The organism is Umezawaea tangerina, assembly GCF_003002815.1.
GTDB classification, from domain to species: domain Bacteria; phylum Actinomycetota; class Actinomycetes; order Mycobacteriales; family Pseudonocardiaceae; genus Umezawaea; species Umezawaea tangerina.
Genome location: NZ_PVTF01000014.1, coordinates 86,603 through 108,554 on the forward strand (window position 1 = coordinate 86,603; position 21,952 = coordinate 108,554).

Genomic DNA, 21,952 nt, shown 5'->3' on the forward strand with positions numbered 1-21,952 from the left:
GCGTGTACCCAGTCGTAGGAGTTCCGCGCGGAAGGGTCTCGGGATGTCGTTGGGCACGCTTCTCCGGCGGAGGGCCGATCCGGCCGCCGCGACCGCACCCACCCGCCGCCGCCGCGCGGTCACGTGGGTCGTCACCGGGTTGGCGGGCCTGTTCGTGCTGCTGGTCCTCGTGGCCCCGGCGGACTTCGACCGCTTCACGGTCGGGGAGTTCGCCCGCGTGCCGCTGGAGGGTCTGGTCGGCGTGGTGGTCCTGCTGGTCCTGCCGCCGCGGGCGCGCCGGGTCGTCGCCCTGGTCGGCGGCGTGCTGCTCGGCGTGCTGACCGTGGTGAAGCTCATGGACATCGGCTTCGACGCGGTGCTGTACCGGCCGTTCGACCTGGTGCTGGACTGGCCGCTGCTCGGACCCGCGGTGGACTACGTGAAGGTGACCGTCGGCACGGCGGGCGAGATCGCCGCGATCGTGCTGACCGCGCTGCTCGTCATCGGCGTGGTCGTGCTCACCACCCGCTCGGTGCTGCGGCTGGCCGACGTCGTGGGCAGGCACCGCCTCGCCGCGACCCGCGCCGTGGCGCTGGCCGCGATCGCCGCGCTCACCTGGGTGTTCCCCGGCGTGCCGGTCGTGTCCTCCAACGCCGTGTCGCTGGCGGTCGACCACACCAAGCAGGTGGGGGTCGGGCTGCACGACAAGGAGGCGTTCGCCGCGGAGTCCGCGGTCGACGCCTACCGCGACACCCCCGGCAGCCAGTTGCTGACCGGGTTGCGGGGCAAGGACGTCGTGATCGCGTTCGTGGAGAGCTACGGCCGCGACGCGGTCGAGGACCCCGAGCTCGCGCCGGTCGTCGACGCCGCGCTGGACCGGGGTACGCGGACCCTCAAGGAGGCCGGGTACAGCTCGCGCAGCGGCTGGCTCACCTCGCCCACGGCGGGCGGCGGCAGCTGGCTGGCGCAGGCGACCCTGCTGTCCGGGCTGTGGATCGACAACCAGCAGCGCTACCGCACGCTGATGGCCAGCGACCGGCTCACCCTCAACGACGCCTTCCGGCGCGCGGACTGGCGGTCGGTCGGCGTCGTCCCCGGCATCACGCAGGCGTGGCCGGAGGGCGAGTTCTTCGGCTACGACCCCGTCTACGCCGCCGCCGACCTCGGCTACCGCGGCCCGCGCTTCGGCTACGCCACCATGCCCGACCAGTACACGCTCTCCGCGTTCCAGAAGGCCGAGCGCTCCAAGCCGGGTCACGCGCCCGTGATGGCGTCGATCCCGCTGCTGTCGAGCCACGCGCCGTGGTCGCCGATCCCGCGGGGCATCGACTGGGACGACGTCGGCGACGGGTCGGTGTACAACACGATGGAGTCCGGCAACCAGGCGCCCGAGTCGATCTTCGGCCGCGACCCCAAGGGCGTCCGCGCCGACTACGCGCGGTCCGTCGAGTACTCCGTGGACACCCTCGTGTCCTACGTGAAGACCTACGGCGACGACAACCTGGTGCTCGTCTTCCTCGGCGACCACCAGCCCGCCCAGATCGTCACCGGGGAGGGCGCGGGCCACGACGTGCCGATCACCGTCGTCGCCCACGACCCCGCCGTGCTGGACCGCGTCTCCTCGTGGGGCTGGAACGACGGCATCAAGCCCGCCCCGGAGGCCCCGGTGTGGCCGATGAGCGACTTCCGCGACAAGTTCCTCACCGCGTTCGGCACGCCGCCCACCGTCGCGGCGGTCAGCCCTTGACGGCCATCTCGCCCAGCTCGGACCACTCCTCGCCGGGGACCGTGAAGTTCACGATCCGCGGCGTGGCGGCGAGGTAGCCGGGGAGGGTCTCGCCCGCCTGCTTGAAGTGGTCGGACCGGACGTGCGCGGCGCCCGCCTCGTCGTCGCGGAACGCCTCGACGAGGACGTACTCGGTGGCGTCGTCGACGCTGCGGGACCAGTCGAACCAGAGGCAGCCGGGCTCGGCCCTGGTCGCCTCGGTGAACTCGCGGGTGATCTCCGGCCACGCGTCGGCGTGGTCGGGCTGCACCCGGAACTTGGCGGTGATGAAGATCATGGCGCTCCTCGGTCCGGCGGGTGTCGGGACCATCGACCCTAGTGCGACCACGGGGTGGTCGCCCGGTCCGCGGTGGCGTCGGAAAACCGGGTGCCTGCCGGGGTGCCCGCGGGCAGGATGACCACGTGCCCACTACGCAGGCCGGGAACCCGTTGCGGCGGCCCGCGTTCCGGTGGTTCTTCCTCGGGCGGTCGGTGTCGCTGCTCGGCGGGTCGATGACGTCGGTCGCGCTGGCGTTCGCGGTGCTCCAGGCGTCGGGCCGGGCGGGCGACCTGGCGGTCGTGCTGGCCGCGGCCACGGTGCCGCTGGTCCTGTTCGTGCTGGTGGGCGGGTCGGTCGCGGACCGGTTCTCCAAGGGGCGGCTGCTCACGCTGTCCAACCTCGGCGCCGGGGTCACCCAGGGCGCGGTCGCCGTCGTGCTGCTGGCCGGTGCCTACGACCTGCGGCTGGTCGTCGTGCTGGAGTTCCTGAACGGCACGCTGACCGCGTTCACCACGCCCGCGCTGCGCGGTGTCCTGCCGGAGCTGGTCGGGCTCGACGAGGTGCAGCGGGCCAACTCGCTGCTCAGCGCGGTGCGCTACGGCGCCCGCATCCTCGGGCCCCCGGTGGCCGGGCTGCTGGTCGTGGCCGCGGGCGGTGGGTGGGCGATCGCGGTGGACGCGCTGAGCTTCGTGCTCGCCGGGCTGTGCATGGCGCGGCTGGACCTGCCCGCGAAGGTGGCGCGGGGCCAGAGCCTGCTGCGGGACATGCGGGACGGGTGGCAGGAGTTCCGCGCCACCACGTGGGTGTGGTCGATCGTCGCGGTGTTCTCGCTGGCGAACATGGTCGCCGTCGGGGTGTGGGCCGTGCTCGGGCCGACCATCGCGCTGCGGACGGTCGGGCAGTCGTCCTGGGGGCTGGTGCTCGGCGTGGAGGCGCTGGGGGTGCTGGTGATGGCCGCGGCCATGTACCGGCTCGTGCTGCCCAGGCTGATGCTCGCCGGGCAGCTCGCGATCGTGGTGGGCGGGCTGCCGATGGTGGTGCTCGGTCTCGGCGCGGGCGTGCCGTGGCTGGCCGGGGCCGCGTTCGCCGCCGGGCTGGGGTCCGGCCTGTTCGGGATCGCCTGGGAGACCTCGCTGCAGGAGCACGTGCCCGCGCACCTGTTGTCCAGGATCACCTCCTACGACGACTTCGGCTCGTACGTGGCCATCCCGATCGGCCAGCTCGGCGTGGTGCCGCTGGCCCTGGTGTTCGGGGACACGCGGGTGGCCCTGGTCGGCGGGGTGGTGTTCTCGGTGCTGGTGCTGCTGCCGTTGGCGAGCGCGTCCGTGCGCGGGCTGCGGCACGGCTGAGGGCGCGCCCGGTCCGCGGCGGGGGCAGGATCGGGGCATGACGAGGATCGGTTTTCTGGGCACCGGGATCATGGGTCTGCCGATGGCGGCGAACATCGCGGCAGCCGGGCTGGACGTGCGGGCGTGGAACCGGACGCGGGCCAGGGCGGAGCCGTTGGGTGAGCGCGGTGTCGAGGTCGTCGACACCGCCCGCGAGGCCGTCGCCGGGGCGGACGTCGTGGTCACGATGCTCGCCGACGGGCCCGCGGTCGACGAGGCGGTGGCGGCCGCCGACCTGGCGAACGGCCAGGTGTGGGTGCAGATGAGCACCGTCGGCGTCGAGTGGTCGGCGGCGCTGGCGCGGGTCGCGGAGAAGGCGGGCGCGGTCTACGTGGACGCGCCGGTGCTGGGCACCAGGCAGCCCGCGGAGGCGGGCGCGCTCGTGGTGCTGGCGTCCGGCCCGGACGACGCCTGCGAGCGGGTGGCGCCGGTGTTCGACGCCGTCGGGTCGCGGACGGTGTGGGTCGGGGAGGCGGGCGCGGGCAGCAGGCTCAAGCTCGCCGCCAACGCGTGGGTGCTGTCGCTGACCAACGCGCTGGCGGAAAGCGTTGCCCTGACGGGAAGTCTGGGCCTGGACCCGGCGCTGTTCCTGGAGGCGATCAAGGGCGGCTCGATGGACGCGCCCTACGCGCGGGTCAAGGGCACGGCCATGATCGAGGACCGCTTCCCGCCCAGCTTCCCCGCCTACCTCGCGGCCAAGGACGCCCGGCTGGTGATCGAGGCGGGCGGTGCCGACGTGGACCTGGCCGGGACGCGGGCGGCGCTCGCGCACCTCGACGCCGCGGTCGACGCGGGCTTCGGCGAGGAGGACCTCGGCGTGCTGTTCCGGGCGGTCCGGTCCAACCGCGCGACCTGAGCGCCGGACCGTTGGATACTGGCCGACATGCGCGGACGTGTGCTTGCGGTGGTGGTGGCGGTGCTGGTCGCCGGGTGCACGGCCGCGCCCGGCGGCACCGGGTCGGCCGGGCCCGCCCCGGTCGTGCTCACCAAGGTCGAGCTGCCCGCGGGCTCGGTGCCCGTGGTGCTGGCGGCGGCCGGGGACGCGCTGCTGGTCGGCGTCCGGCGCGACGGCCAGTCCGTCGTGCCCGCGTTGCTGCGGCGCGGTGCCGACGGGGCGTTCACCGACGTCCCGCTCACCGCCGCCACGCCCTACGGGATGCTCGCCACCTGGTACTCCCTTGCCGTGGACGGCGACCGCGTGCTGGCGATCGGCGGGGAACGCGGGGGCGCGCACGGCAACGTGCGGTGGAGCGCGTGGACCGGGACGACGGCGGGCGTTTCCGAGAAGCTGCAAGGGTTCTCGGTGTTCGGCGGGTGGGGCGCGGGCGAGCTGAACGACGCCGTGTGGACGCCCGCGGGCCCGCTGCTCGTCGGCACGTGGCAGAGCCTCAAGGTCGGCTCGGACGTCGCCGTGTGGACCGCCGACGGCGACACGTGGGTGCGGCAGAGCTCCGCGGGCACGGCGCTGGAGAACACCCCGGAGTCGCTGGGGTTCCCGCTCGCCGCGACCACGACCGGTCCCGGCGTGCTGGTGGCGGGGTGGCGGCTCGCGGGTGGGAAGCAGGAGCCCGCGGTGTGGCGTTCGACGTCCGGCAACACCGGGTGGACGGCCGCGGCGCTGCCCGACGCCGGGACCACCGGCGCGGCGGTCGCGGTGCGCTGCTGGGACGGCGCGTGCGGCGCGTCCGGCTGGGTGGACGGGAAGCTGGCCGTGTGGAAGGTGACCGACGGGGCGGCCACCCGGCTGTCCGGGGCCCCGCCGATCGCGGTGGGGGACCGGGACCGGCTGGCCGCGCCGGTCGACGTGGACGGGCGGCTGACCCAGTTCGTCGCCGACGGCGGGCGGGTGCAGGTCGCGCAGGCCGACGGTGCCGGGTGGACGGTCCGCGACGTGTCCGGGCCGAGCGGCGCGGTCACCGCCGTGGTCCGGGTCGGCGACGTGGTGTACCTGGTCGCCGGGGCGGACGACAGCTCGCGGACGTTGTGGCGGGTGGACGCGGCGGCGCTGCGCTGACGGTCCTGCGGGTCGCCTCCGCGGCAGTTGACATGCTCCAAGACGACCGGTCATATTGAGCCGTCGAACGAGTCCTGACCGGTTGAGGAGAACGATGTCCACCTACCGCGCCTTCGAAGTGACGGGTCCGCAGGACTTCACGCTGGTCGAGCGGGAGCTGGTCCCGCCGTCGCCGAGGCAGGTCCGGGTGCGCGTCGAGGCCTGCGGTGTCTGCCACACCGACGCCTTCTCCATCGGCGGTGCCACCGCCGGACGCCCGGTCGTGCCGGGGCACGAGGTCGTCGGCGTGATCGACGCGGTCGGCGAGGGCGTCACGGCGTGGCGGGTCGGCGAACGGGTGGGCATCGGCTTCCTCGGCGGACATTGCGGCGAGTGCGACCGGTGCCGCCGCGGCGACTTCGTGAACTGCTCGGACCAGCCGCAGACCGGCGGCCAGGTGGAGGGCGGCTACGCCGAGTACGCCTACGCCAGGACGTCCGGGCTGGTGCGGGTGCCGGAGGGGATGTCCGCCGTCGAGGCCGCGCCGCTGCTGTGCGCCGGGCTCACCGTCTACAACGCGCTGCGCGCCTCCGGTGCCCCGGCCGGGTCGCTGGTCGCCGTGCAGGGCATCGGCGGTCTCGGCCACCTCGCGCTCCAGTACGCCAGCAGGCTCGGCCACGAGGTCGTCGCCATCGCCCGCGGCACGGACAAGGCCGCCCAGGCCGCCGACCTCGGTGCTGACCACTACGTCGACAGCACCGACGGCGACCCCGGCAAGGCGCTGCGGGCGCTCGGCGGCGCCGCCGCGATCATCGCCACGGCCGCGCACGGCGGCTCGATGTCCGCGCTGGTCAAGGGGCTGGCGCCGCACGGCGTGCTGGCGGTCGTGGGCGCGGCGGCCGACCCGATCCAGGTCTCGACCACCGAGCTGATCTTCGGCGCCCGCACGATCACCGGCGTCCTCACCGGGAGCGCGATCGAGAACGAGGACAACCTCGCGTTCAGCGCCCGGCGCGGCGTGCGCCCGATGGTCGAGGTGATGCCGCTCGACCAGGCGCCCGAGGCGTTCGCGCACATGATGTCCGGCAAGGCCCGCTTCCGGGTCGTGCTGGAGGTGAAGTAGCTACTTCAGCACCGAGTCGAAGACCACGCTGAAGAAGGCGGCGAAGGACGACCCGTCCTTCGCCGCCCGCGCGCCGACGACCGCGCCCTCCCAGGCGTTCACGACGAACAGCGCCAGCACGTCCGGGTCCTGCCCGCGCAGGGAGTCCCCGGCCTCGCGCAGCAGGTCCGCCACGGCCTTCGTCCACACCGCGAACGCCGTGCGCACGCCGTCGGCGATGGCCGGGCTGTGGTCGGCGGCCTCCGCCGTGAAGTTCCCGAACACGCAGCCGCGCGCGTAGTCGTACCGGGCGATGTCGTCGGCCAGGAACCCGAAGTGCGCGCGCAGCCGGGCGATCGGCTCGACGGACCGGTCGGCCAGGTCCTCCAGGCGGCGGGAGGTGCCGTAGCGGTCCACCACGACGAGCGCGAGAGCCTCCTTGCTCTCGAAGTGGTTGTAGAACGACCCCTTCGGCACGCCCGCGGTGTCGGTGACCAGCTTCACGCCGCACGCGTTGTAGCCGTGCCGGTGGAACTCCTCGGACGCCGCGTCGACGATCCGGTCCCGCACGCTCGGCCTGCCCATGGACGTCCCCTCCGCCGGTGTCCGTCCAATATGAGCGGTCGTCTCAGCCCCGGTCAAGGCGGGTTCCCGCCCTGCGGGAGGCCCGGCGACCGGTCCCGTGCCACCGCGCGGCCGCGAACGTGGTGGGTGTCGTCGCGGCGATCGCGATCAAGTCGATAATGGGCGCCATGGCGACCGTTGTGCTGTTCCACTCCGTGTACGGGCTGCGCTCCGCTGTGCTGGAGGCCGCGGGCCGGTTCCGGGAGGCGGGGCACGCGGTGGTGACCCCCGACCTGTACGACGGGGAGATCGCGCCGACGCTGGACGAGGGCTTCGAGCTGGCGCAGTGGATCGGGTGGCCGTCGATCGCGGACCGGGCGCGCGCGGCCGTGCGGGACCTGCCGCCGGACACGGTGCTCGCCGGGTTCTCCATGGGCGCGGGCGTCGCGGGCGGCCTGCTCAGCGAACGGCCGGACGCCGCCGGAGCCCTGTTCCTGCACGGCACCGGGGCCGTCCCGAGCAACGTGCGGCCGGGCCTGCCGATGCAGATGCACGTGGCCGACCCGGACGTGTACGCGACGCCGCGCGAGGTCTCCGAGTGGGTCAAGGCCGCGGCGGGCGCGCGGGCCGAGGTGTTCCGCTACCCCGGTGTCGGCCACCTCTTCACCGACACCGGCCTCGCCGACTACGACGAGGAGGCCGCCGAGCTCGTGTGGCGGCGCTGCCTCGACTTCCTGGCCGGGCTCTGGAACTAGTGGTCGGCGGCCAGCGCGCGACCGATGTAGTTCGCCGTCAGCAGCGCGAAGATGTACGCCTGGAGCACCTGGACCAGCGCCTCCAGGAACGTCATCGCGACCGCGAACGCGAAAGCCAGCAGTGACACGGGTTTGAGCGCCGCGCCCGCCTCCAGCAGGAGGAACTCGCCGCCGAGGGTGAACACCAGCAGGATGAGGTGGCCCGCGAACATCGCCGCGAACACCCGGATCGCGAGCGAGAGCGGGTCCATGAAGAACCGCAGGAACAGCTCGATCGGCGTCAGCATCAGGTAGACGGGCTTCGGCACGCCCGGCGGGAACAGCTGGTTCTTCAGGTAGCCGCCCAGCCCGTGCCGCCGGATGCCGACGACGTGGAACAGCGGGTAGAGGACCACCAGCAGCGCCAACGGGAAACCGGTGTGCGCCATGGTCGGGAACTGGATGAACGGCACGATGCCGAAGATGTTGTTCACCAGGATGAAGGTGAACAGCGTGACGATCAGCGGCACGTACGGGCGGAAGTCCTTGCCGCCGATCTGCTCCCTGGCGATGGTGTCGCGGCCGAAGTCGTAGACGGACTCGGCGGCGAACTGGAACCTGCCCGGCACGATCGCGAGGCGGCGGGTGGCGGTCAGGAAGAAGGCCGCGACCAGCACGACCGACAACACCAGCAGCACCATGGGCTTGGTGATCCCGGCGACGATCGCGGGCGGGAAGAAGTCGGCGGTGCTCGGCGGTACGAACGTCCCGTCGGCAAGCACGGTGGTCATGGGCGAAACCCCCTTCGTCCAAGCTGTCCGGCGAACGTAGCCGACCGGCTCGAACGAACGGGGGTGCGCCCGTTCGGCCGTCCGTCAGTGGTGCGGCTGCCAGGTGCACATGACGGTCTCCAACGACTGGACGTCCAGCGCCTTTCGGGGGAGCTCCGCCTCGTGGCACCGGTCGGCGCGCAGGCCGTCGAGCAGCACGCCGAGGTAGCGGCGCCACAGTTCGGGCCGCACGTCCTGGGTGTACTCGATGACCGATCCGATCATCATGTGGATGATCGCGATGTCGGTGGCCTCGAAGTCCGCCCGCAGCTGCCCGGAGTCCTTGGCGCGCTGCACCACCTTCATCGCCAACGGGATCAGCCTGGCCTTGGACTCGGCCACGCGCTCCCGGCCGAAGTTGTTGGACAGCATCACCTCCCGCAGGCCGCGGTCGTCGGCGTGCAGGGCGGCGGTGCGCAGCAGCAGGTTCGCGAACGCGTCCCACGGGTCGCCCTCGGTGAGGGCCTGCTCGGCCAGCGCCCCGATCTCGTCGAGCCGGTCGGCGAACATCGCCTCGACGAGGTGCTCCTTGCTCGGGAAGCGCCGGTAGACGGTGCCGACGCCGAGGCCCGCGTGGTGGGCGATGTCGTCGAGGGTGGCGCCGAAACCGCGTTCGCTGAAGACGTCCCGCGCGGAAGCGATGATCTTGCGGCGGTTGAGTTCCGCATCCCGACGCAGGGGCCGCACCGTTGCGACGGGGACTGTGTCCCGTGTCATGGTCCCCAGGGTAGCGAAGTTGAGGGAACTCCTCCACTTCGTGTGTACGCTGGTCGAGTATCCGGAGACATCGACTCCACATAAACCTGTGAGGACTTGCTCATGCCCGAGTCACCGACCGCCACGGTGGAGGCTCCACGGTCCGTCGCCGCGCACAGCGACAACCCGCACCACTCCCGACGCTGGCTGATCCTGGTCATGATCGGCATCGCGCAGCTCATGGTCGTGCTCGACGCGACGATCGTGAACATCGCCCTGCCGTCCGCCCAGGCCGACCTCGGCTTCAGCAACGACGCCCGCCAGTGGGTCGTCACCGCCTACGCGCTCGCGTTCGGCAGCCTGCTGCTGCTCGGCGGCAGGGTCGGCGACATCTTCGGCCGCAAGTACGCGTTCCTGGTCGGCCTCGCCGGCTTCGCCGTGGTCTCCGCCATCGGCGGTGCCGCCAACGGCATCGAGATGCTGCTGGTCTCCCGCGCCGCGCAGGGCGTGTTCGGCGCGCTGCTCGCGCCCGCCGCGCTGTCGCTGCTCACCACGACGTTCACCGACCCCAAGGAGCGCGGTCGCGCGTTCGGCATCTTCGGCGCCATCGCCGGTGGTGGCGCCGCGGTCGGCCTGCTGCTCGGCGGCGTGCTCACCGAGTACCTCGACTGGCGCTGGTGCATGTTCGTCAACATCATCTTCGCGGTGGTCGCGTTCGTCGGCTCCTACTTCCTGCTGCGCCACGAGCCCGTGCTCGGCGACCGGCCGAAGCTCGACGTGCCCGGCACGCTGACCGCGTCCGCCGGTCTGTTCGCCCTGGTCTACGGCTTCGCCAACGCCGAGAGCCACGACTGGTCGTCGGTCTCGGTCTGGGGCTTCCTGGTCGCGGGCGTCGTGCTGCTCGGCATGTTCGTCCGCATCCAGATGACGACGGCGCACCCGCTGCTGCCCATGCGCATCGTGCTCGACCGCGACCGCGGCGGCGCCTACGCGGCGGTGTTCCTGCTCGGCATCGGGATGTTCGCGATCTTCCTGTTCCTCACCTTCTACCTCCAGCAGAACCTGCGGTTCACGCCCATCGAGAGCGGCCTCGCGTTCCTCCCGATGGTCGGCGCGCTGATGCTGAGCGCCACCACGGCGACCACCGTCCTGCTGCCGCGCATCGGCGCCCGGCCGCTGGTCCCGACCGGCATGGTGATCGGCGCGGGCGGCCTGTTCTGGATGAGCCAGATCGGGATCACCAGCACCTACGCCGACGGCGTGCTGTTCCCGCTGATGGTGATGGGCCTGGGCATCGGCCTGGCGATGGCGCCCGCGATGAACGTCGCCACCCTCGGCGTGGACGCGCACGACGCCGGTGTCGCCTCGGCGACGGTGAACACGATGCAGCAGATCGGCGGGTCGATCGGCACGGCGCTGCTGAGCACGCTCGCCGCCGACGCCGCGACGTCGTTCCTGGCGGGCAAGCAGCCCACGCCGCTGCTCATGGCGGAGGCCGCGATCGACAGCTACACCACGGCGTTCACCTGGGCCGCGTTCATCTTCCTCGCGGGCGCGGTCGTGTCCGGGGCGCTGCTGCGCTCGGGCGTGCAGACGGTGCGGGGCTCCGCGCCCGCCGTGCACATGTGATCTCCTGACGGGGTCCTCCGAAGGCCGTCGCGCTCCGGTGCGACGGCCTTCGGCTTCGCCGCTGAAAGCGTTTGCCGTCGCTCCTAGTATTCGGGGGCTGGAATCCCCGACGGAACGGAGCACCTGTGGACAGGCTCGACGCGATCCTCGCGGGCATGGCGTTGACCGCACGGGCACCGGACACGCAACGGGCGCAGACGCGGTACCGGATGGGGCTGGTGGACACCTGGGCGATCCCCGAGGGCGCCTCGGTGCTGGAGATCGGCTGCGGCCAGGGCGACATGACCGCCGTGCTGGCCGAGGCCGTCGGGCCGACCGGCCGGGTGGTGGCGCTGGACAACGCCGACCCGTCCTACGGGAGCCCGGTGTCCATCGGCGAGTCGATGGACCACCTCAAGGCGAGCCCCCTGGGGGACCGGGTGGACGCGCGGTTCCTGGCGGACGTGCTGGACGAGTCGCTGGACTTCCCGGCGGACTCGTTCGACTTCGTCGTGATGTCGCACTGCTCCTGGTACTTCGAGTCCGTCGAGGGCTTCGAGGCGGTGCTGCGCCGGATCCGGCCGTGGGCGCTGCGGCTCTGCTTCGCCGAGTGGGACCTGAGGCCGCGGTCGCTGGACCAGATGCCGCACCTGCTGGCCGTGCTGGTGCAGGGCCAGGTCGAGGCGACCAGCGAACGCGGCGACGGGAACGTGCGCACGCCCTCGTCGCACGAGGGTCTGCTGCGGAGCCTGGCGCGCAGCGGCTGGGGGCCCAGCGCGGAGTCCAGTGTGGACACCTCCGACATGCAGGACGCGGACTGGGAGATCGACGCGTGCTTCCGGATCGTGGAGGAGCGCGGCGAGGGGCTTCCGGGGCTGGTGCGGGACTTCGTGTACAGCCAGGTGGACGTCCTGCGCGGACTGGCGCGGGAGCGGGGGAACACGCCGCTGCCGTCGTACGTTCTCGTGGCGGAACGGGTGTGAGGGGGCGGTGTAAGGGGGCTCAGCCGAGCGGGAGGTCCGGGGGGATCTGCAGGGCGATCGAGACCAGGGAGTGCACCCTGATGGCGATGGCGGCCAGCAGGCCCTGGGTCTCCGGGGTCGCGGTCTCCAGCGCCGCGTTGAGGACGCGGAGGTCGTCGTCGATGCTCGTGAGGATGGCGGTGACGTCCGCGTGGCCGCCGGTGAACGCCGCGGCGATGTCGTCGAGGCTCACGCCCTGGGTCTCCAGGCGCTGGATGACGGCGATGCGGTCGGCGTCGGCGGGGGCGTAGAGGCGGTAGTTGCTCGCCGTGCGGCCTGCGGGTTTGAGCAGGCCGAGGCCGGTGTAGTAGTCGACGGTGCGGATGCTCACACCCGCACGGGCCGCGAGCTCGCCGATCCTGACGAGGGTGTCGCTCATCCCGGTCTCCTTCCCGTCTTGTCCCGGTAACCGTACAGTGTCACGTGCTAGTGTCGAGTGCATGCGTTTCCGGTTCGGTACTGCATGTTGATCTTGTTGGGTCTGCTGGCCATCGTGCTGCTCACCGCGGCGACGGGGTACTTCGTCGCGCAGGAGTTCACCTACATGGCCGTGGACCGCGGGCGGCTCCAGCAGCTCGCCGAGGAAGGCGACAAGTCCGCCGAGCGCGCCTACCGGGTGACCCAGCGGCTGTCGTTCATGCTCTCCGGCGCGCAGCTGGGGATCACGCTCACCGCCCTGCTCGTCGGCTACGTCGCCGAGCCGCTGCTGGGCGCCGGGCTGGCCTCGCTGCTCGGGTTCACCGGGTGGTCGGAGGCGGCGCTGCTGTCGCTGTCCGTCGCCGTCGCGCTGGTGTTCGCGACCGTCGTGCAGATGGTGCTGGGCGAGCTGCTCCCCAAGAACCTCGCCATCGCCAAGCCCGAGGCGCTCGCGCTGGCGCTGGCCGGGTCGACGCTGGTGTACCTGAAGGTCGCCGGGCCGGTCATCCGCTTCTTCGACGCCTCGGCGAACCGGCTCCTCAAGCTGGTCGGCATCGAGCCCGTGGAGGAGCTGCCGCAGGGCGCCACCGGGGACGAGCTGGTGCACATCATCGGCGAGGCGGGCGAGCAGGGGTACCTGGACACCGAGCTGTCGCAGCTGCTGGACCGGGGCATCGACTTCCGCGGGCTGGTCGCCGAGCAGGCGATGACGCCGCGGGTCCGGGTGCACACCGTGCGGGCGGACGAGCCGGTGTCGCGGGTCGTGGACCTGCTCGACACCGGGCACTCGCGGTTCCCGGTGATGGGCGAGGACCTGGACGACGTGGTCGGTGTCGTCGGGCTGGCCGAGGTGCTGACGCTGGCGCCCGAGGAGCGGGCGACCACGCCGTTGCGGAAGGTCGTGTCGCCGACCGTGCTGGTGCCCGCGACGCTGCCGCTGCCGGGGGTGCTGGAACGGCTGCGGGCCGAGCACCGGCAGATGGCGATCGTGGTGGACGAGTTCGGCGGCTTCGCCGGGGTGGTCTCGCTGGAGGACCTGGCCGAGGAGCTGGTCGGCGAGATCCACGACGAGGACGACCTGGTCGGCGAGGTGCCGGAACGGCGCGACGACGGGTCGTGGATGCTGCCCGGTCGGCTGCGGATCGACGAGATCGCCGACCTCACGGGCGTCGCGCTGCCCGAGCACGAGGGGTACGACACGGTGTCCGGGCTGGTGCTGCGCCACCTCGGGCGCACCGCGCGGGTCGGTGACGAGGTGCCGCTGAGCATCGAGACGCCCTCGTTGGAGGACCTGCCGCCGCGGCAGGTCGTGCTGCGGGTGGTGGCCGTCGAGCGGCACGTGCCGCGCACGGTGCTGCTGCGCGTGGAGGAGACGCCGTGAGCCTGTTCATCTCGCTGCTGCTGTTGGCGGGCAACGCCTTCTTCGTCGCCGGTGAGTTCGCGCTGATCTCCGCGAAGCGGCACCGGCTGGAGCAGTCCGCCGCCGAGGGCAGGCGCGCGGCCCGCGCGGCGGTCGCGGGCATCCGCGAGCTGTCGATCATGCTCGCGGGCGCGCAGCTCGGGATCACGCTGTGCACCCTGGGGCTCGGCGCGCTGGCCGAGCCCGCGGTCGCCGAGCTGCTCGACCCGCTGCTGGTCGCGGTGGGGCTGCCGACCGGCCTCTCGCACGCGATCGCGTTCGTCCTGAGCCTGGTGCTGGTGGTGTTCCTGCACATGGTGGTCGGCGAGATGGCCCCGAAGTCGTGGGCGATCAGCCACCCCGAGCGGTCCGCGCTGCTGCTGGCGGTGCCGTTCCGCGCGTTCGCCCGAGCCACCCGCTGGCTGCTGACCACCCTCAACGGCGCCACGAACGCGTTGCTGCGCTTGATGAAGGTGGAGCCGCAGGACGAGCTGGCGCAGGCGCACCGGCCGGAGGACCTGCGGATGCTGGTCCGCCAGTCCGGCGAGCACGGCCTGATCCCCGAGGGCCAGCAGAAGCTGCTGACCAGGATGCTCCAGCTGCAGAAGACCACGCTGGACCAGGTCATGGTGCCGATCGACGCCGTCCTGACGGTCACCGAGGACACCACCGCCACCGAGGTCGAGCAGCTCAGCCGCACCTGCGGCCGGTCGCGCTTCCCGGTGACCGACGCCGCCGGTGTCCACGCCGGGCTGGTGCACATCCGCGAGGTCGTGCGCGCCACGGCCGTGGGCACCGACCCGGTGGCGCGCGAGCTGATGAGCACCCCGCTGCGACTGGGCGCCGACCTGCCGGTGGCCCGCGCGGTCACCGCGATGCGCGAGCACCGCTCGCAGCTCGCGCTCGTCGTGGGCGCGGACGAACGGGTGGTCGGCATCGCCGCGCTGGAGGACCTCCTCGAGGAGCTCATCGGCGAGTTCGACGACGAGACCGACCCCCGCAGTCGACCGGTGTCGCCCTGACACCGGGTACTCCCCATCCCCGGAGGAAATCCTGATGTTCAAGCGGATGCTGAGCGCGTTCGGTGTCGGCGGACCGTCCGTCGACACCGTGCTGGACTCCCCGCACGCCACACCCGGTGGCGTCGTCACGGGACAGGTCCGCGTCCAGGGCGGCAGCAACGACGTGGAGATCGGCCAGGTCGTGCTGTCGCTGGTCACCCGCGTCGAGGTCGAGCACGGAGACCACGAGGGGTCGACCACCGCGGAGTTCCACCGCGTCGTGGTCGCGCAGGCCGTCCGGGTCGCGGCGGGCCAGCCGCTGTCGATCCCGTTCCAGTTCCCGATCCCGTGGGAGACGCCGATCACCGCGGTCGGCTCCACCCACCTGCACGGCATGACCGTCGGCGTGCGCACCGAGCTGGTGATCGCGGGCGCGCCGGACAAGGGCGACCTCGACCCGATCTCCGTGCACCCGCTGCCGTCGCAGGACCGCGTGCTGGACGCCTTCGGGGCGCTGGGCTTCCAGTTCCGCAAGGCCGACGTCGAGGCGGGCCACCTGCACGGCGTGCCTCAGGAGCTGGGGTTCTACCAGGAGATCGAGTTCTACCCGCCCGCCCAGTTCGGCGGCCGGATCAGCCAGGTCGAGCTGACGTTCGTCGCCAACCCGCACGAGCTGTACGTGGTGCTGGAGGCCGACAAGCGCGGCGGGATGTTCAGCTCGGGCGGTGACGCGTTCGGCCACTTCGCGCTGTCGCACCACGAGGCGCAGGGCGCCGACTGGTCCGCGATCGTCAGCCAGTGGATGGCGCAGGTCGCCGAGCGCGGCGCCCAGCACGGCCACGCCGGGTACGGCGGGTACGACCACCACGGCGGGTACGAGCAGCACGGGCACCGCGGACCGGGCATGGGCGCGGTCGTCGGCGGCGTGGCCGCGGGTGTCGTCGGCGGCATGGTGCTGGGCGAGGTGTTCGACGAGGTCGGCGAGTCGTTCGGGTTCGACGAGGAGTAGGTCGCCGTGCGGGCGCCCCTTGACTTGGGGGTGCCCGCACGCCTTGTGGCGCAACGGCTTCCGCCTGGGTCCACATCGGACCTTCGGCGGTCAGTGCGATGTGGTCAGCGGGGCCTCGGAGGTGCGGACGGCGTTCATCCGGTTGACCTTGAACCTGCGGACGGCCGAACGGACCGCGGTGGGCAGGCGGGCGGGTTCGGGCCTGGGGCGGGCACGCCGGGCCGACATCTCGCACACGACGTTCTCGGCGGTGTCCAACAACCAACCGCGCACCCAGTCACCACCGGTGGTGATGGCCTCGGAGTAGCGCCAAGCGCGGACGAGGGTCTCCTCGGCCACGTCCTCGGCGATGCGCGGATCACCGGTGAGCCTGGTGGCGTAGGCGAGAAGGGCACGGCCGTGCTCCTGGTAGAGCCTGCGCACCAGCAGCTCGCCTGCGACCACTTCGGCGCGCGTGGAACGGAAGAGCACCGGATCCCCACTTCGTCATGCTGTTCGCTGTACCCGGACGTGCGTGAACGCGTCTGGAGACAGGCTGCGGCAACGGTTCTACGACGGTAGAACATCCCTAGTGGACAACTGGTGACTAGTTTGTGACCGTGGTGGTGGGGGTGTCAGCGGCGAGGTCAGGCGGAGTGTCGGTGCCGCGAACTACGGGGTGTCGCTACAGCGGTCTTCGGGGGTGTCGCTTCCACGGACTACGGGGTGTCGCTGCAGCGGACCCGGGTGCGGTCGGCTTGACTTGGGGCCCCTTTTTTGGGCTTCGTCGGGCGAAAAAGGGCAGGTGGTAGAGCCTGCCCGCCGCCGCAAGTCTAAGCCCAAAAACCCCAAGTCAAGCCGACCGCACTAGCGGACGAGCATGCTCGCTTCCAGCGTCGTTGGTCGCTTGCTGGCTGCTTCCAGCGTTGTTGGGCTGACTGGTGCTTGTTGTCGTCGTGGCTGTGCAGCTTGGTCGTTGTTGTTGCTGTTGTCAGTTGGTTGTGTCCGAGCGGACTTCGAAGGTGTAGCGGTCGCCGCGGAAGAGGGCGCGGACGCGTTCGACTGGGTTGGTGTTGGGGTCGCGGGTTATGCGGTGGAGCAGGAGCATGGGGGCGGCGGGGGTGGTGGCGAGCAGGCGGGCTTCGCGGGGGGAGGCGAGGACGGTTTCGACCTGTTCGTCGGTGCTGGTGGGGATGGTGAAGTAGCGGTCGCGGAGGCAGTCGAGCAGTGGGAGTTCCGCGTCGAAGACCTCGATGAGGTCGGGGAAGCGCTTGGCCGAGAGGTAGCTGGACTCCAGGGACATGGGTTCGTCGTCGACGAGCATCAGGCGTTCGATGTGGATGACCGGGTCGCCGGGGTCGAGGTCGAGGTCGTGGGCGAGCTCGGCGTCGGCCGCGAGTTGTTCGGCGGTGACGAGGCGGCGGGTGTGGCTGGGTTCGCCGGTGCCGGTCTCGCGGCTGGGGACGCCCAGCGGGCGGACGAGCTTGGGGGGTGCGACGAAGGTGCCGCTGCCCTGCTTGCGCCGGACCTTGCCCTCGACGACGAGCTCGCCGATGGCCTGGCGCAGTGTCATGCGCGCGATGCCGAATTGGGCGGACAGTTCTCGCTCCGGAGGTAGGGGGGCACCTTGCCCCAGTTCCTGCATCAGGTCCAGCAAACGGGTCTTGGCGTGGTAGTAGCGCGGCACCCGACCGTCTTCGGGAATACCAGCCCGAACCGGGTCGGCCGCGCGGTGCGGGCCATCCGGGTATTCGTGCGCCTCGGCCGAGATGACCTGGTGCGATCCGTCGAGCATGCGGACCGCGGGGCGCGGAATCGCGTTCGCGAACACGACCAGCTCACGCCCGCCGACCGGCCGGTGCAGCCTGGTGCGCAGCGTCGACATCACCATCGCGCCGCGGGTCTCCGGGCGCACCGGCGAGTCGCTGTGCCGCACCTTGAGCTCGACCCGGACCGTGTGTCCGTATTCCCGGACCGTGCGCTGCGCGACGACGGTGCCGACCGGGTGGGGCATCCGCATGACCAGAACCTGGTCGTCGTCTTCCGTCCACCACGTCCACGTCGGTGTTGTCCGCATGGACGTGCTGGTAACCAGGCCGAGGATTTCGCCGACGTCTTCCCGGCTCTCCTCGACGACCTTCGTCGTGCGTTCTCCGGTGGGGTTGAGCATTTGAGCCAACCATCTCCCTGACGTGGCCGAACAGGTCGGATGCGGTCAAGACATCGTTCGTGTCCCGTAGGTCCTTCAGGGTGGACGAAATCCCGCGTGATTCGACGTGCGATGGACCCTGACCTGCGCCAACGCCCATTGCCCGACCAAGGGGTCGGCAGGCCCAACCACTACCTGCCAACCCCCCGACCGGTGGGGGTGCACGTCGGTCCCTGCCACCGCGTGCACCGACGCCCCCGCGCGGAAATCCACATGCGAATACGCGGGGACGAAGCCTTCATCGAGTAATAGGGGTGGATCCGCACGAGTCGACTGACGCCCACCTCGATCCCGGACCCACCGCCACATTAGGTGCGAAGTGAATATCGTGCAAACCCCCTGCCCCGATGGACACGATGACCTGCCCCGATGTCCTGGATTCCGGTGAATGTGGAACAAAGTCACGGGTTCCTCACCGGTAATGCGAAACCACCTGATACCGGAGTTTCCCAAGATTGACTTGGCAACAAGTTGTCTAGTCGGAATCCCCCACATTCCCACCGCGTTTAGCCGCGACCTGCGTGCACTTCTGCCGGTTGCCGGGCTGTACCTGTGGCCAACAGCCGGTCTTTGCGCCAAACGCTCACCGGGCACGTCCGGGTCAAGGGGCTTATGGTTCTTTGTCAAAGCCGGTGGGATGGATCACAATGACCAGGCAGGAGGAATACCGATCACCGGACAGTGTGCACGCGATCACGCAGAGGGAACACAGGCACGCGCATTTTCCGTCGACAGCCGAGCGGGAGGTGGCACCGCATGACACCGGGAACCATCCTGCTCATCCTCGCAGGCCTCCTGACGGCAACCACCCTCTTCTTCACCACCCGCCACCTACTCCGCCTCCGCGCCGAACGCACCAGGCTCAACCACATCCGCGCCTCCATCGCCCAGTGGCTAACCGCCGACATGGCAAACCCGCCAGACGAGGTCACAGAACTAAAACCCCCCACCACCCCCACCAACCCCACCCGCCCAGACCCTTTCGGCTGGTTCGGCTCCGGCCCCGGCAACCACTTCAAAAGCTGGATCGCCTAACCCACCAGCACCCCCAGCCCGTCCGACAGTCCGACGGCGAACCCGAGCAAGCGCCACCCCACCCCACCCACCCCACCCCGTTGGGCGCAGCCCGCCAGCGCGCATCCGGCGCGGAGCGCCTGGGGCCTTGTCGGCGCCAGCCGATGCCTGGTCCGCCGCGAAGCGCGGATGCCTTGTCCAAGGGCGAAGCCGAGGATGCCTTGTCGGGCGCAGCCCGATGCCCTGTCGAGCGCAGCTCGATGTCTGGCGAAGCCAGATCCCCTCCCGCCCCCGATACACAGCGCCCTCCTGCCTTGCCCTGTCTTGTCAAGATGGCTTTATCATCTTGACAAGACAGGGCAAGGCATTGAGACAATCGCGCGCCGGGGGCCGGGCTTCGCCAGAGGGTGGGCACCCCAGAACTCTCACGAGGGCCGGAACACGCACAAGTGGGCACGCGCCGCGCTACACCAGCGGCAGGACAGCCGGAACCGGGCTCCACGGGACCAGCACCACGAACCAAACCCCACAGAAAGCACCCCTCAAGACCGCCTCCCAGCCACCCGCCTCTCCCGAACCCTCTCCCGAACCCTCTCCCGAACCCCACCCACCCGAACTCCCGAACCCCCACGCCCAAGATCCCCACGCCCCAACACCCCACGGGTCCCCGCCACCCGCTCATGCCACCCCAACTGGTCCCGCCGAAACGCCGGCACCGCGAACACCCCCAGGAACACCAACGCCACCGCCAGCAGGTCCACCCCGAACCCCGTCCAACTGCTCAACCTCGGCGACAGCAGCACCGCGTAGGCCACCAACCCGGTGACCCCCAACGCCTCGCGGACGAGAACCCGCAACGGATCCGCCCGGCCCCCGTCCAACCGCCGCACCCGGTACCGCATCAACCAGCTGCCCACCGTCCACCCACCCGTCGCAACGGGCAGCACGACCCTCATCACCACGGCCAGCGCGACCTGCAGCCACGCGTTGTCCGGGACCAGCAGCCGTGCCACCACCAGGAACACCAGCGCGTCGGCCACCAGCGCCAGCGCCTTGCGCGGCACGCTCACCGTCCCCGGCCGGGCCACCGCCTCCTCCGCCTCGGGCAGCGCGGGTACCACGATCGCGACCGGTGCGACCATCCACCCGATCAGGGAGCCGGACGTGTTCGAGATCAGGTCGTCGACGTCGGAGATGCGGTACGGGCACGGGTAGATGCCGAAGTTCCCGGTGTACTGCACGACCTCCACGATCAGCGAGATGCCGAGCCCGATGAACACCGTGGCCAGCACGCCCTTGCCGTACGCCTTGTGCAGCACGACGCCCAGCGGGACGAACAGCGCGGCGTTGAAGGCCTGCTGGACGAACGCGGTCGACGTGGCCATCGCGACGATGCCGGACCTGCCGTAGGCGGACATGTTGGCGCGCATGTCGGTCACCCACTGGAACGGGACGGTGGAGAGCATCTGGTCGCCGTTGCACAGGTTCGCGCGGTTCGGGAACGGCAGGAAGATCAGGGCGAGCGCGACCAGGCCGTAGGCGAGCAACCCGTACAGCACCAGCGCGCGGCGCGGCTCGATGCGGCCGAAGCGGTAGTAGTGCAGCGCCACCAGGGGGAGCAGGATCAGCGCGCCGACACCCACGAAGGCCAGGAAGCCCGTGCGGATGTTCTCCAGGTACGAACTCAGCATGTCCATCCGTTCCACAGGGTTGTCCCGCGTCCTTACCCCCGGACCGGCCCGGCGAAACGTGGATGGGCGCTAGTTCCCGCGCATGGCGTGCGCGGCCGCGGCCAACCGGGCGATGCCGACGTCGATGTCAGGTTCGCGGACCCGGCTGAAGGACAGCCGCAGGTGCTCGTGGTCGACCCGGTCGGCGAAGAACCCCGCGCCCGGCACGAACGCCACCGAGGCCTCCCGCGCCCGTGCGGCGAGCGCGGTGGTGTCGACGCCGGGCAGGTGCAGCCAGGTGAAGAAGCCGCCGCGCGGCACGGTCCACGTGCCGAGGCCGTCGACGTGCTCGCCGAGCGCGGCGAGCATCAGCTCCGCCCGGCCGCGGTAGAGCTCGCGGGCCCGCGGCAGGTGGGTGTCGAAGTGCCCGGCGCGCAGGAACTCCTCCAGCATCCGCTGGCCGAGCGCCCCGGCGCACTGGTCGGAGTTCTGCTTGGCCACCACCAGCCGCGCGACGACCTCGGCCGGTCCGGCGGCCCAGCCGAGCCGGACGCCGGGGAAGAACGTCTTCGAGAACGTGCCGATCTGCACGACCACGTCCGGGTTCAGCGACCACAGGCTGGGGTGGCGCTCGTCGGTGAACCCGAGCTGCCGGTAGGCGACGTCCTCGACGACCAGCACGCCGTGGCGGGCGCACAGCTCGACCAGCGCGGTCCGGCGTTCGGCCGACAGCTGGCGGCCGCTGGGGTTCTGGTGGTCCGGGATCGTGTACAGCAGCTTCGGCACCACGTCCGAGGACGCCAGCAGCGCGGCCAGCGCCTCGACGTCCAGCCCATCGTCGTCCATCGGCACGCCGCGCAGCACAGGGTCGAACGCGGCGAACCCGGACACCGCGCCGAGGTAGCTCGGCTCCTCGACCAGCACGACGTCACCGGGGTCGAGCACGGACCTCGCGATCAGCGTGACCGCGTCGATGCCGCCGCTGGTGATCATCAGCTCGTCGTCGGACGGCCGGTGCCCCTGTTCGGCGGCCAGCAGGCCGGCCACCGCGTGGCGGGTGCTCTCGACACCTTCGCTCGGCGCGTACTGCAACGCGATGGCGGCGTCCTCGGCCATCAGGTCGCGGGCGATGTCCGCGACCGTCGAGGTGGGGAAGATCCCCAGTTCGGGGAAACCGCCGGAGAAGTTGACGACCCCGCGCGCGTTGGCCAGCGCCAGGATGCCGCCGAGCAGGTCCTGCTGGGTGCGGGTGCGCGCCGCGAGCCTGGTCGACCAGTCGATGCCCATGCGTTG

At 71.3% G+C, this 21,952-nt stretch carries 20 protein-coding genes and 1 pseudogene; 12 read left to right on the forward strand and 9 right to left on the reverse strand.

Going from position 1 to position 21,952, the window contains the following annotated elements; genetic code table 11:
* Window positions 1-43: 43 nt before the first annotated feature.
* Window positions 44-1,726, forward strand: coding sequence for an alkaline phosphatase family protein (locus CLV43_RS37335; RefSeq protein WP_245887258.1), 1,683 nt, complete (start codon window positions 44-46; stop codon window positions 1,724-1,726).
* Here CLV43_RS37335 and CLV43_RS37340 read toward each other — a convergent pair.
* Window positions 1,716-2,042, reverse strand: a complete 327-nt coding sequence (locus CLV43_RS37340) for a putative quinol monooxygenase (protein ID WP_106193591.1) — start codon at window positions 2,040-2,042, stop codon at window positions 1,716-1,718. The genes CLV43_RS37335 and CLV43_RS37340 overlap by 11 nt on opposite strands.
* A gap of 125 nt (window positions 2,043-2,167) precedes the next feature.
* Between CLV43_RS37340 and CLV43_RS37345 the strand changes: the two genes are divergently transcribed.
* From CLV43_RS37345 to CLV43_RS37360, 4 genes and pseudogenes are all read left to right on the forward strand, one after another.
* Complete coding sequence (locus tag CLV43_RS37345; protein ID WP_106193593.1) at window positions 2,168-3,373, forward strand: MFS transporter; 1,206 nt, start codon at window positions 2,168-2,170, stop codon at window positions 3,371-3,373.
* A 34-nt stretch (window positions 3,374-3,407) separates the two neighbouring features.
* Window positions 3,408-4,268: pseudogene (locus CLV43_RS37350) on the forward strand (NAD(P)-dependent oxidoreductase); the annotation flags it as partial.
* A gap of 27 nt (window positions 4,269-4,295) precedes the next feature.
* Complete coding sequence (locus CLV43_RS37355) at window positions 4,296-5,426, forward strand: hypothetical protein (protein WP_146175058.1); 1,131 nt, start codon at window positions 4,296-4,298, stop codon at window positions 5,424-5,426.
* A gap of 94 nt (window positions 5,427-5,520) precedes the next feature.
* Window positions 5,521-6,528 (forward strand): alcohol dehydrogenase catalytic domain-containing protein, encoded by a 1,008-nt coding sequence (locus CLV43_RS37360; RefSeq protein WP_106193598.1) that lies wholly within the window; start codon window positions 5,521-5,523, stop codon window positions 6,526-6,528.
* On the opposite strand, the gene CLV43_RS37365 is transcribed toward CLV43_RS37360, so the two are convergent.
* Window positions 6,529-7,092: a TetR/AcrR family transcriptional regulator gene (locus CLV43_RS37365; protein ID WP_106193600.1), complete on the reverse strand. Its 564-nt coding sequence runs from the start codon at window positions 7,090-7,092 to the stop codon at window positions 6,529-6,531. It abuts the gene before it with no gap.
* Between the two features lie 167 nt (window positions 7,093-7,259).
* Between CLV43_RS37365 and CLV43_RS37370 the strand changes: the two genes are divergently transcribed.
* On the forward strand, window positions 7,260-7,826 hold the full coding sequence (locus CLV43_RS37370; RefSeq protein WP_106193985.1) for a dienelactone hydrolase family protein: 567 nt from the start codon (window positions 7,260-7,262) through the stop codon (window positions 7,824-7,826).
* Here the strand turns inward: CLV43_RS37370 and atpB are convergent.
* Entirely contained in the window at window positions 7,823-8,596 is a 774-nt protein-coding gene (atpB, locus tag CLV43_RS37375) for a F0F1 ATP synthase subunit A (protein ID WP_106193602.1), read from the reverse strand. The two genes, CLV43_RS37370 and atpB, sit on opposite strands and share 4 nt — an antisense overlap.
* An 84-nt stretch (window positions 8,597-8,680) precedes the next feature.
* Complete coding sequence (locus tag CLV43_RS37380; protein WP_106193603.1) at window positions 8,681-9,352, reverse strand: TetR/AcrR family transcriptional regulator; 672 nt, start codon at window positions 9,350-9,352, stop codon at window positions 8,681-8,683.
* A 102-nt stretch (window positions 9,353-9,454) separates the two neighbouring features.
* On the opposite strand from CLV43_RS37380, the gene CLV43_RS37385 reads away from it, so the two are divergent.
* Both CLV43_RS37385 and CLV43_RS37390 read left to right on the forward strand, forming a co-directional pair.
* Complete coding sequence (locus CLV43_RS37385) at window positions 9,455-10,960, forward strand: MFS transporter (protein ID WP_106193605.1); 1,506 nt, start codon at window positions 9,455-9,457, stop codon at window positions 10,958-10,960.
* Between the two features lie 125 nt (window positions 10,961-11,085).
* Window positions 11,086-11,922: a class I SAM-dependent methyltransferase gene (locus CLV43_RS37390; protein WP_211304746.1), complete on the forward strand. Its 837-nt coding sequence runs from the start codon at window positions 11,086-11,088 to the stop codon at window positions 11,920-11,922.
* A 19-nt stretch (window positions 11,923-11,941) separates the two neighbouring features.
* Here the strand turns inward: CLV43_RS37390 and CLV43_RS37395 are convergent, their stop codons facing one another.
* Window positions 11,942-12,340 (reverse strand): MerR family transcriptional regulator, encoded by a 399-nt coding sequence (locus tag CLV43_RS37395; protein WP_106193607.1) that lies wholly within the window; start codon window positions 12,338-12,340, stop codon window positions 11,942-11,944.
* A gap of 84 nt (window positions 12,341-12,424) precedes the next feature.
* Here CLV43_RS37395 and CLV43_RS37400 point away from each other — a divergent pair, with 84 nt between their 5' ends.
* From CLV43_RS37400 to CLV43_RS37410, 3 genes are read left to right on the forward strand one after another with little or no spacing between them, the layout of a single operon-like run.
* Window positions 12,425-13,759 carry a hemolysin family protein gene (locus CLV43_RS37400; protein WP_106193608.1) on the forward strand — a complete coding sequence of 445 codons (1,335 nt, stop codon included), beginning with the start codon at window positions 12,425-12,427 and terminating at the stop codon, window positions 13,757-13,759.
* Window positions 13,756-14,799, forward strand: a complete 1,044-nt coding sequence (locus CLV43_RS37405) for a hemolysin family protein (protein WP_211304747.1) — start codon at window positions 13,756-13,758, stop codon at window positions 14,797-14,799. The genes CLV43_RS37400 and CLV43_RS37405 overlap by 4 nt, the downstream gene beginning before the upstream one ends.
* A gap of 34 nt (window positions 14,800-14,833) precedes the next feature.
* On the forward strand, window positions 14,834-15,787 hold the full coding sequence (locus tag CLV43_RS37410; RefSeq protein WP_106193610.1) for a sporulation protein: 954 nt from the start codon (window positions 14,834-14,836) through the stop codon (window positions 15,785-15,787).
* Window positions 15,788-15,877: 90 nt separating this feature from the next.
* Here CLV43_RS37410 and CLV43_RS37415 read toward each other — a convergent pair whose 3' ends face one another.
* The gene (locus tag CLV43_RS37415; RefSeq protein ID WP_106193611.1) at window positions 15,878-16,258 is read right to left on the reverse strand and encodes a sigma factor; all 381 of its coding nucleotides are present in this window, start codon (window positions 16,256-16,258) and stop codon (window positions 15,878-15,880) included.
* A gap of 499 nt (window positions 16,259-16,757) precedes the next feature.
* Window positions 16,758-17,936 carry a GntR family transcriptional regulator gene (locus CLV43_RS37420; RefSeq protein WP_342749845.1) on the reverse strand — a complete coding sequence of 393 codons (1,179 nt, stop codon included), beginning with the start codon at window positions 17,934-17,936 and terminating at the stop codon, window positions 16,758-16,760.
* Between the two features lie 795 nt (window positions 17,937-18,731).
* Here CLV43_RS37420 and CLV43_RS37425 point away from each other — a divergent pair.
* On the forward strand, window positions 18,732-19,010 hold the full coding sequence (locus CLV43_RS37425; protein ID WP_106193613.1) for a hypothetical protein: 279 nt from the start codon (window positions 18,732-18,734) through the stop codon (window positions 19,008-19,010).
* Between the two features lie 521 nt (window positions 19,011-19,531).
* Here CLV43_RS37425 and CLV43_RS37430 read toward each other — a convergent pair.
* Together CLV43_RS37430 and CLV43_RS37435 are read right to left on the reverse strand one after the other, a co-directional pair.
* Window positions 19,532-20,680 carry a VanZ family protein gene (locus tag CLV43_RS37430; protein WP_170156186.1) on the reverse strand — a complete coding sequence of 383 codons (1,149 nt, stop codon included), beginning with the start codon at window positions 20,678-20,680 and terminating at the stop codon, window positions 19,532-19,534.
* A gap of 69 nt (window positions 20,681-20,749) precedes the next feature.
* The gene (locus tag CLV43_RS37435; RefSeq protein WP_106193616.1) at window positions 20,750-21,946 is read right to left on the reverse strand and encodes an aminotransferase-like domain-containing protein; all 1,197 of its coding nucleotides are present in this window, start codon (window positions 21,944-21,946) and stop codon (window positions 20,750-20,752) included.
* Between the last annotated feature and the right edge of the window lie 6 nt (window positions 21,947-21,952).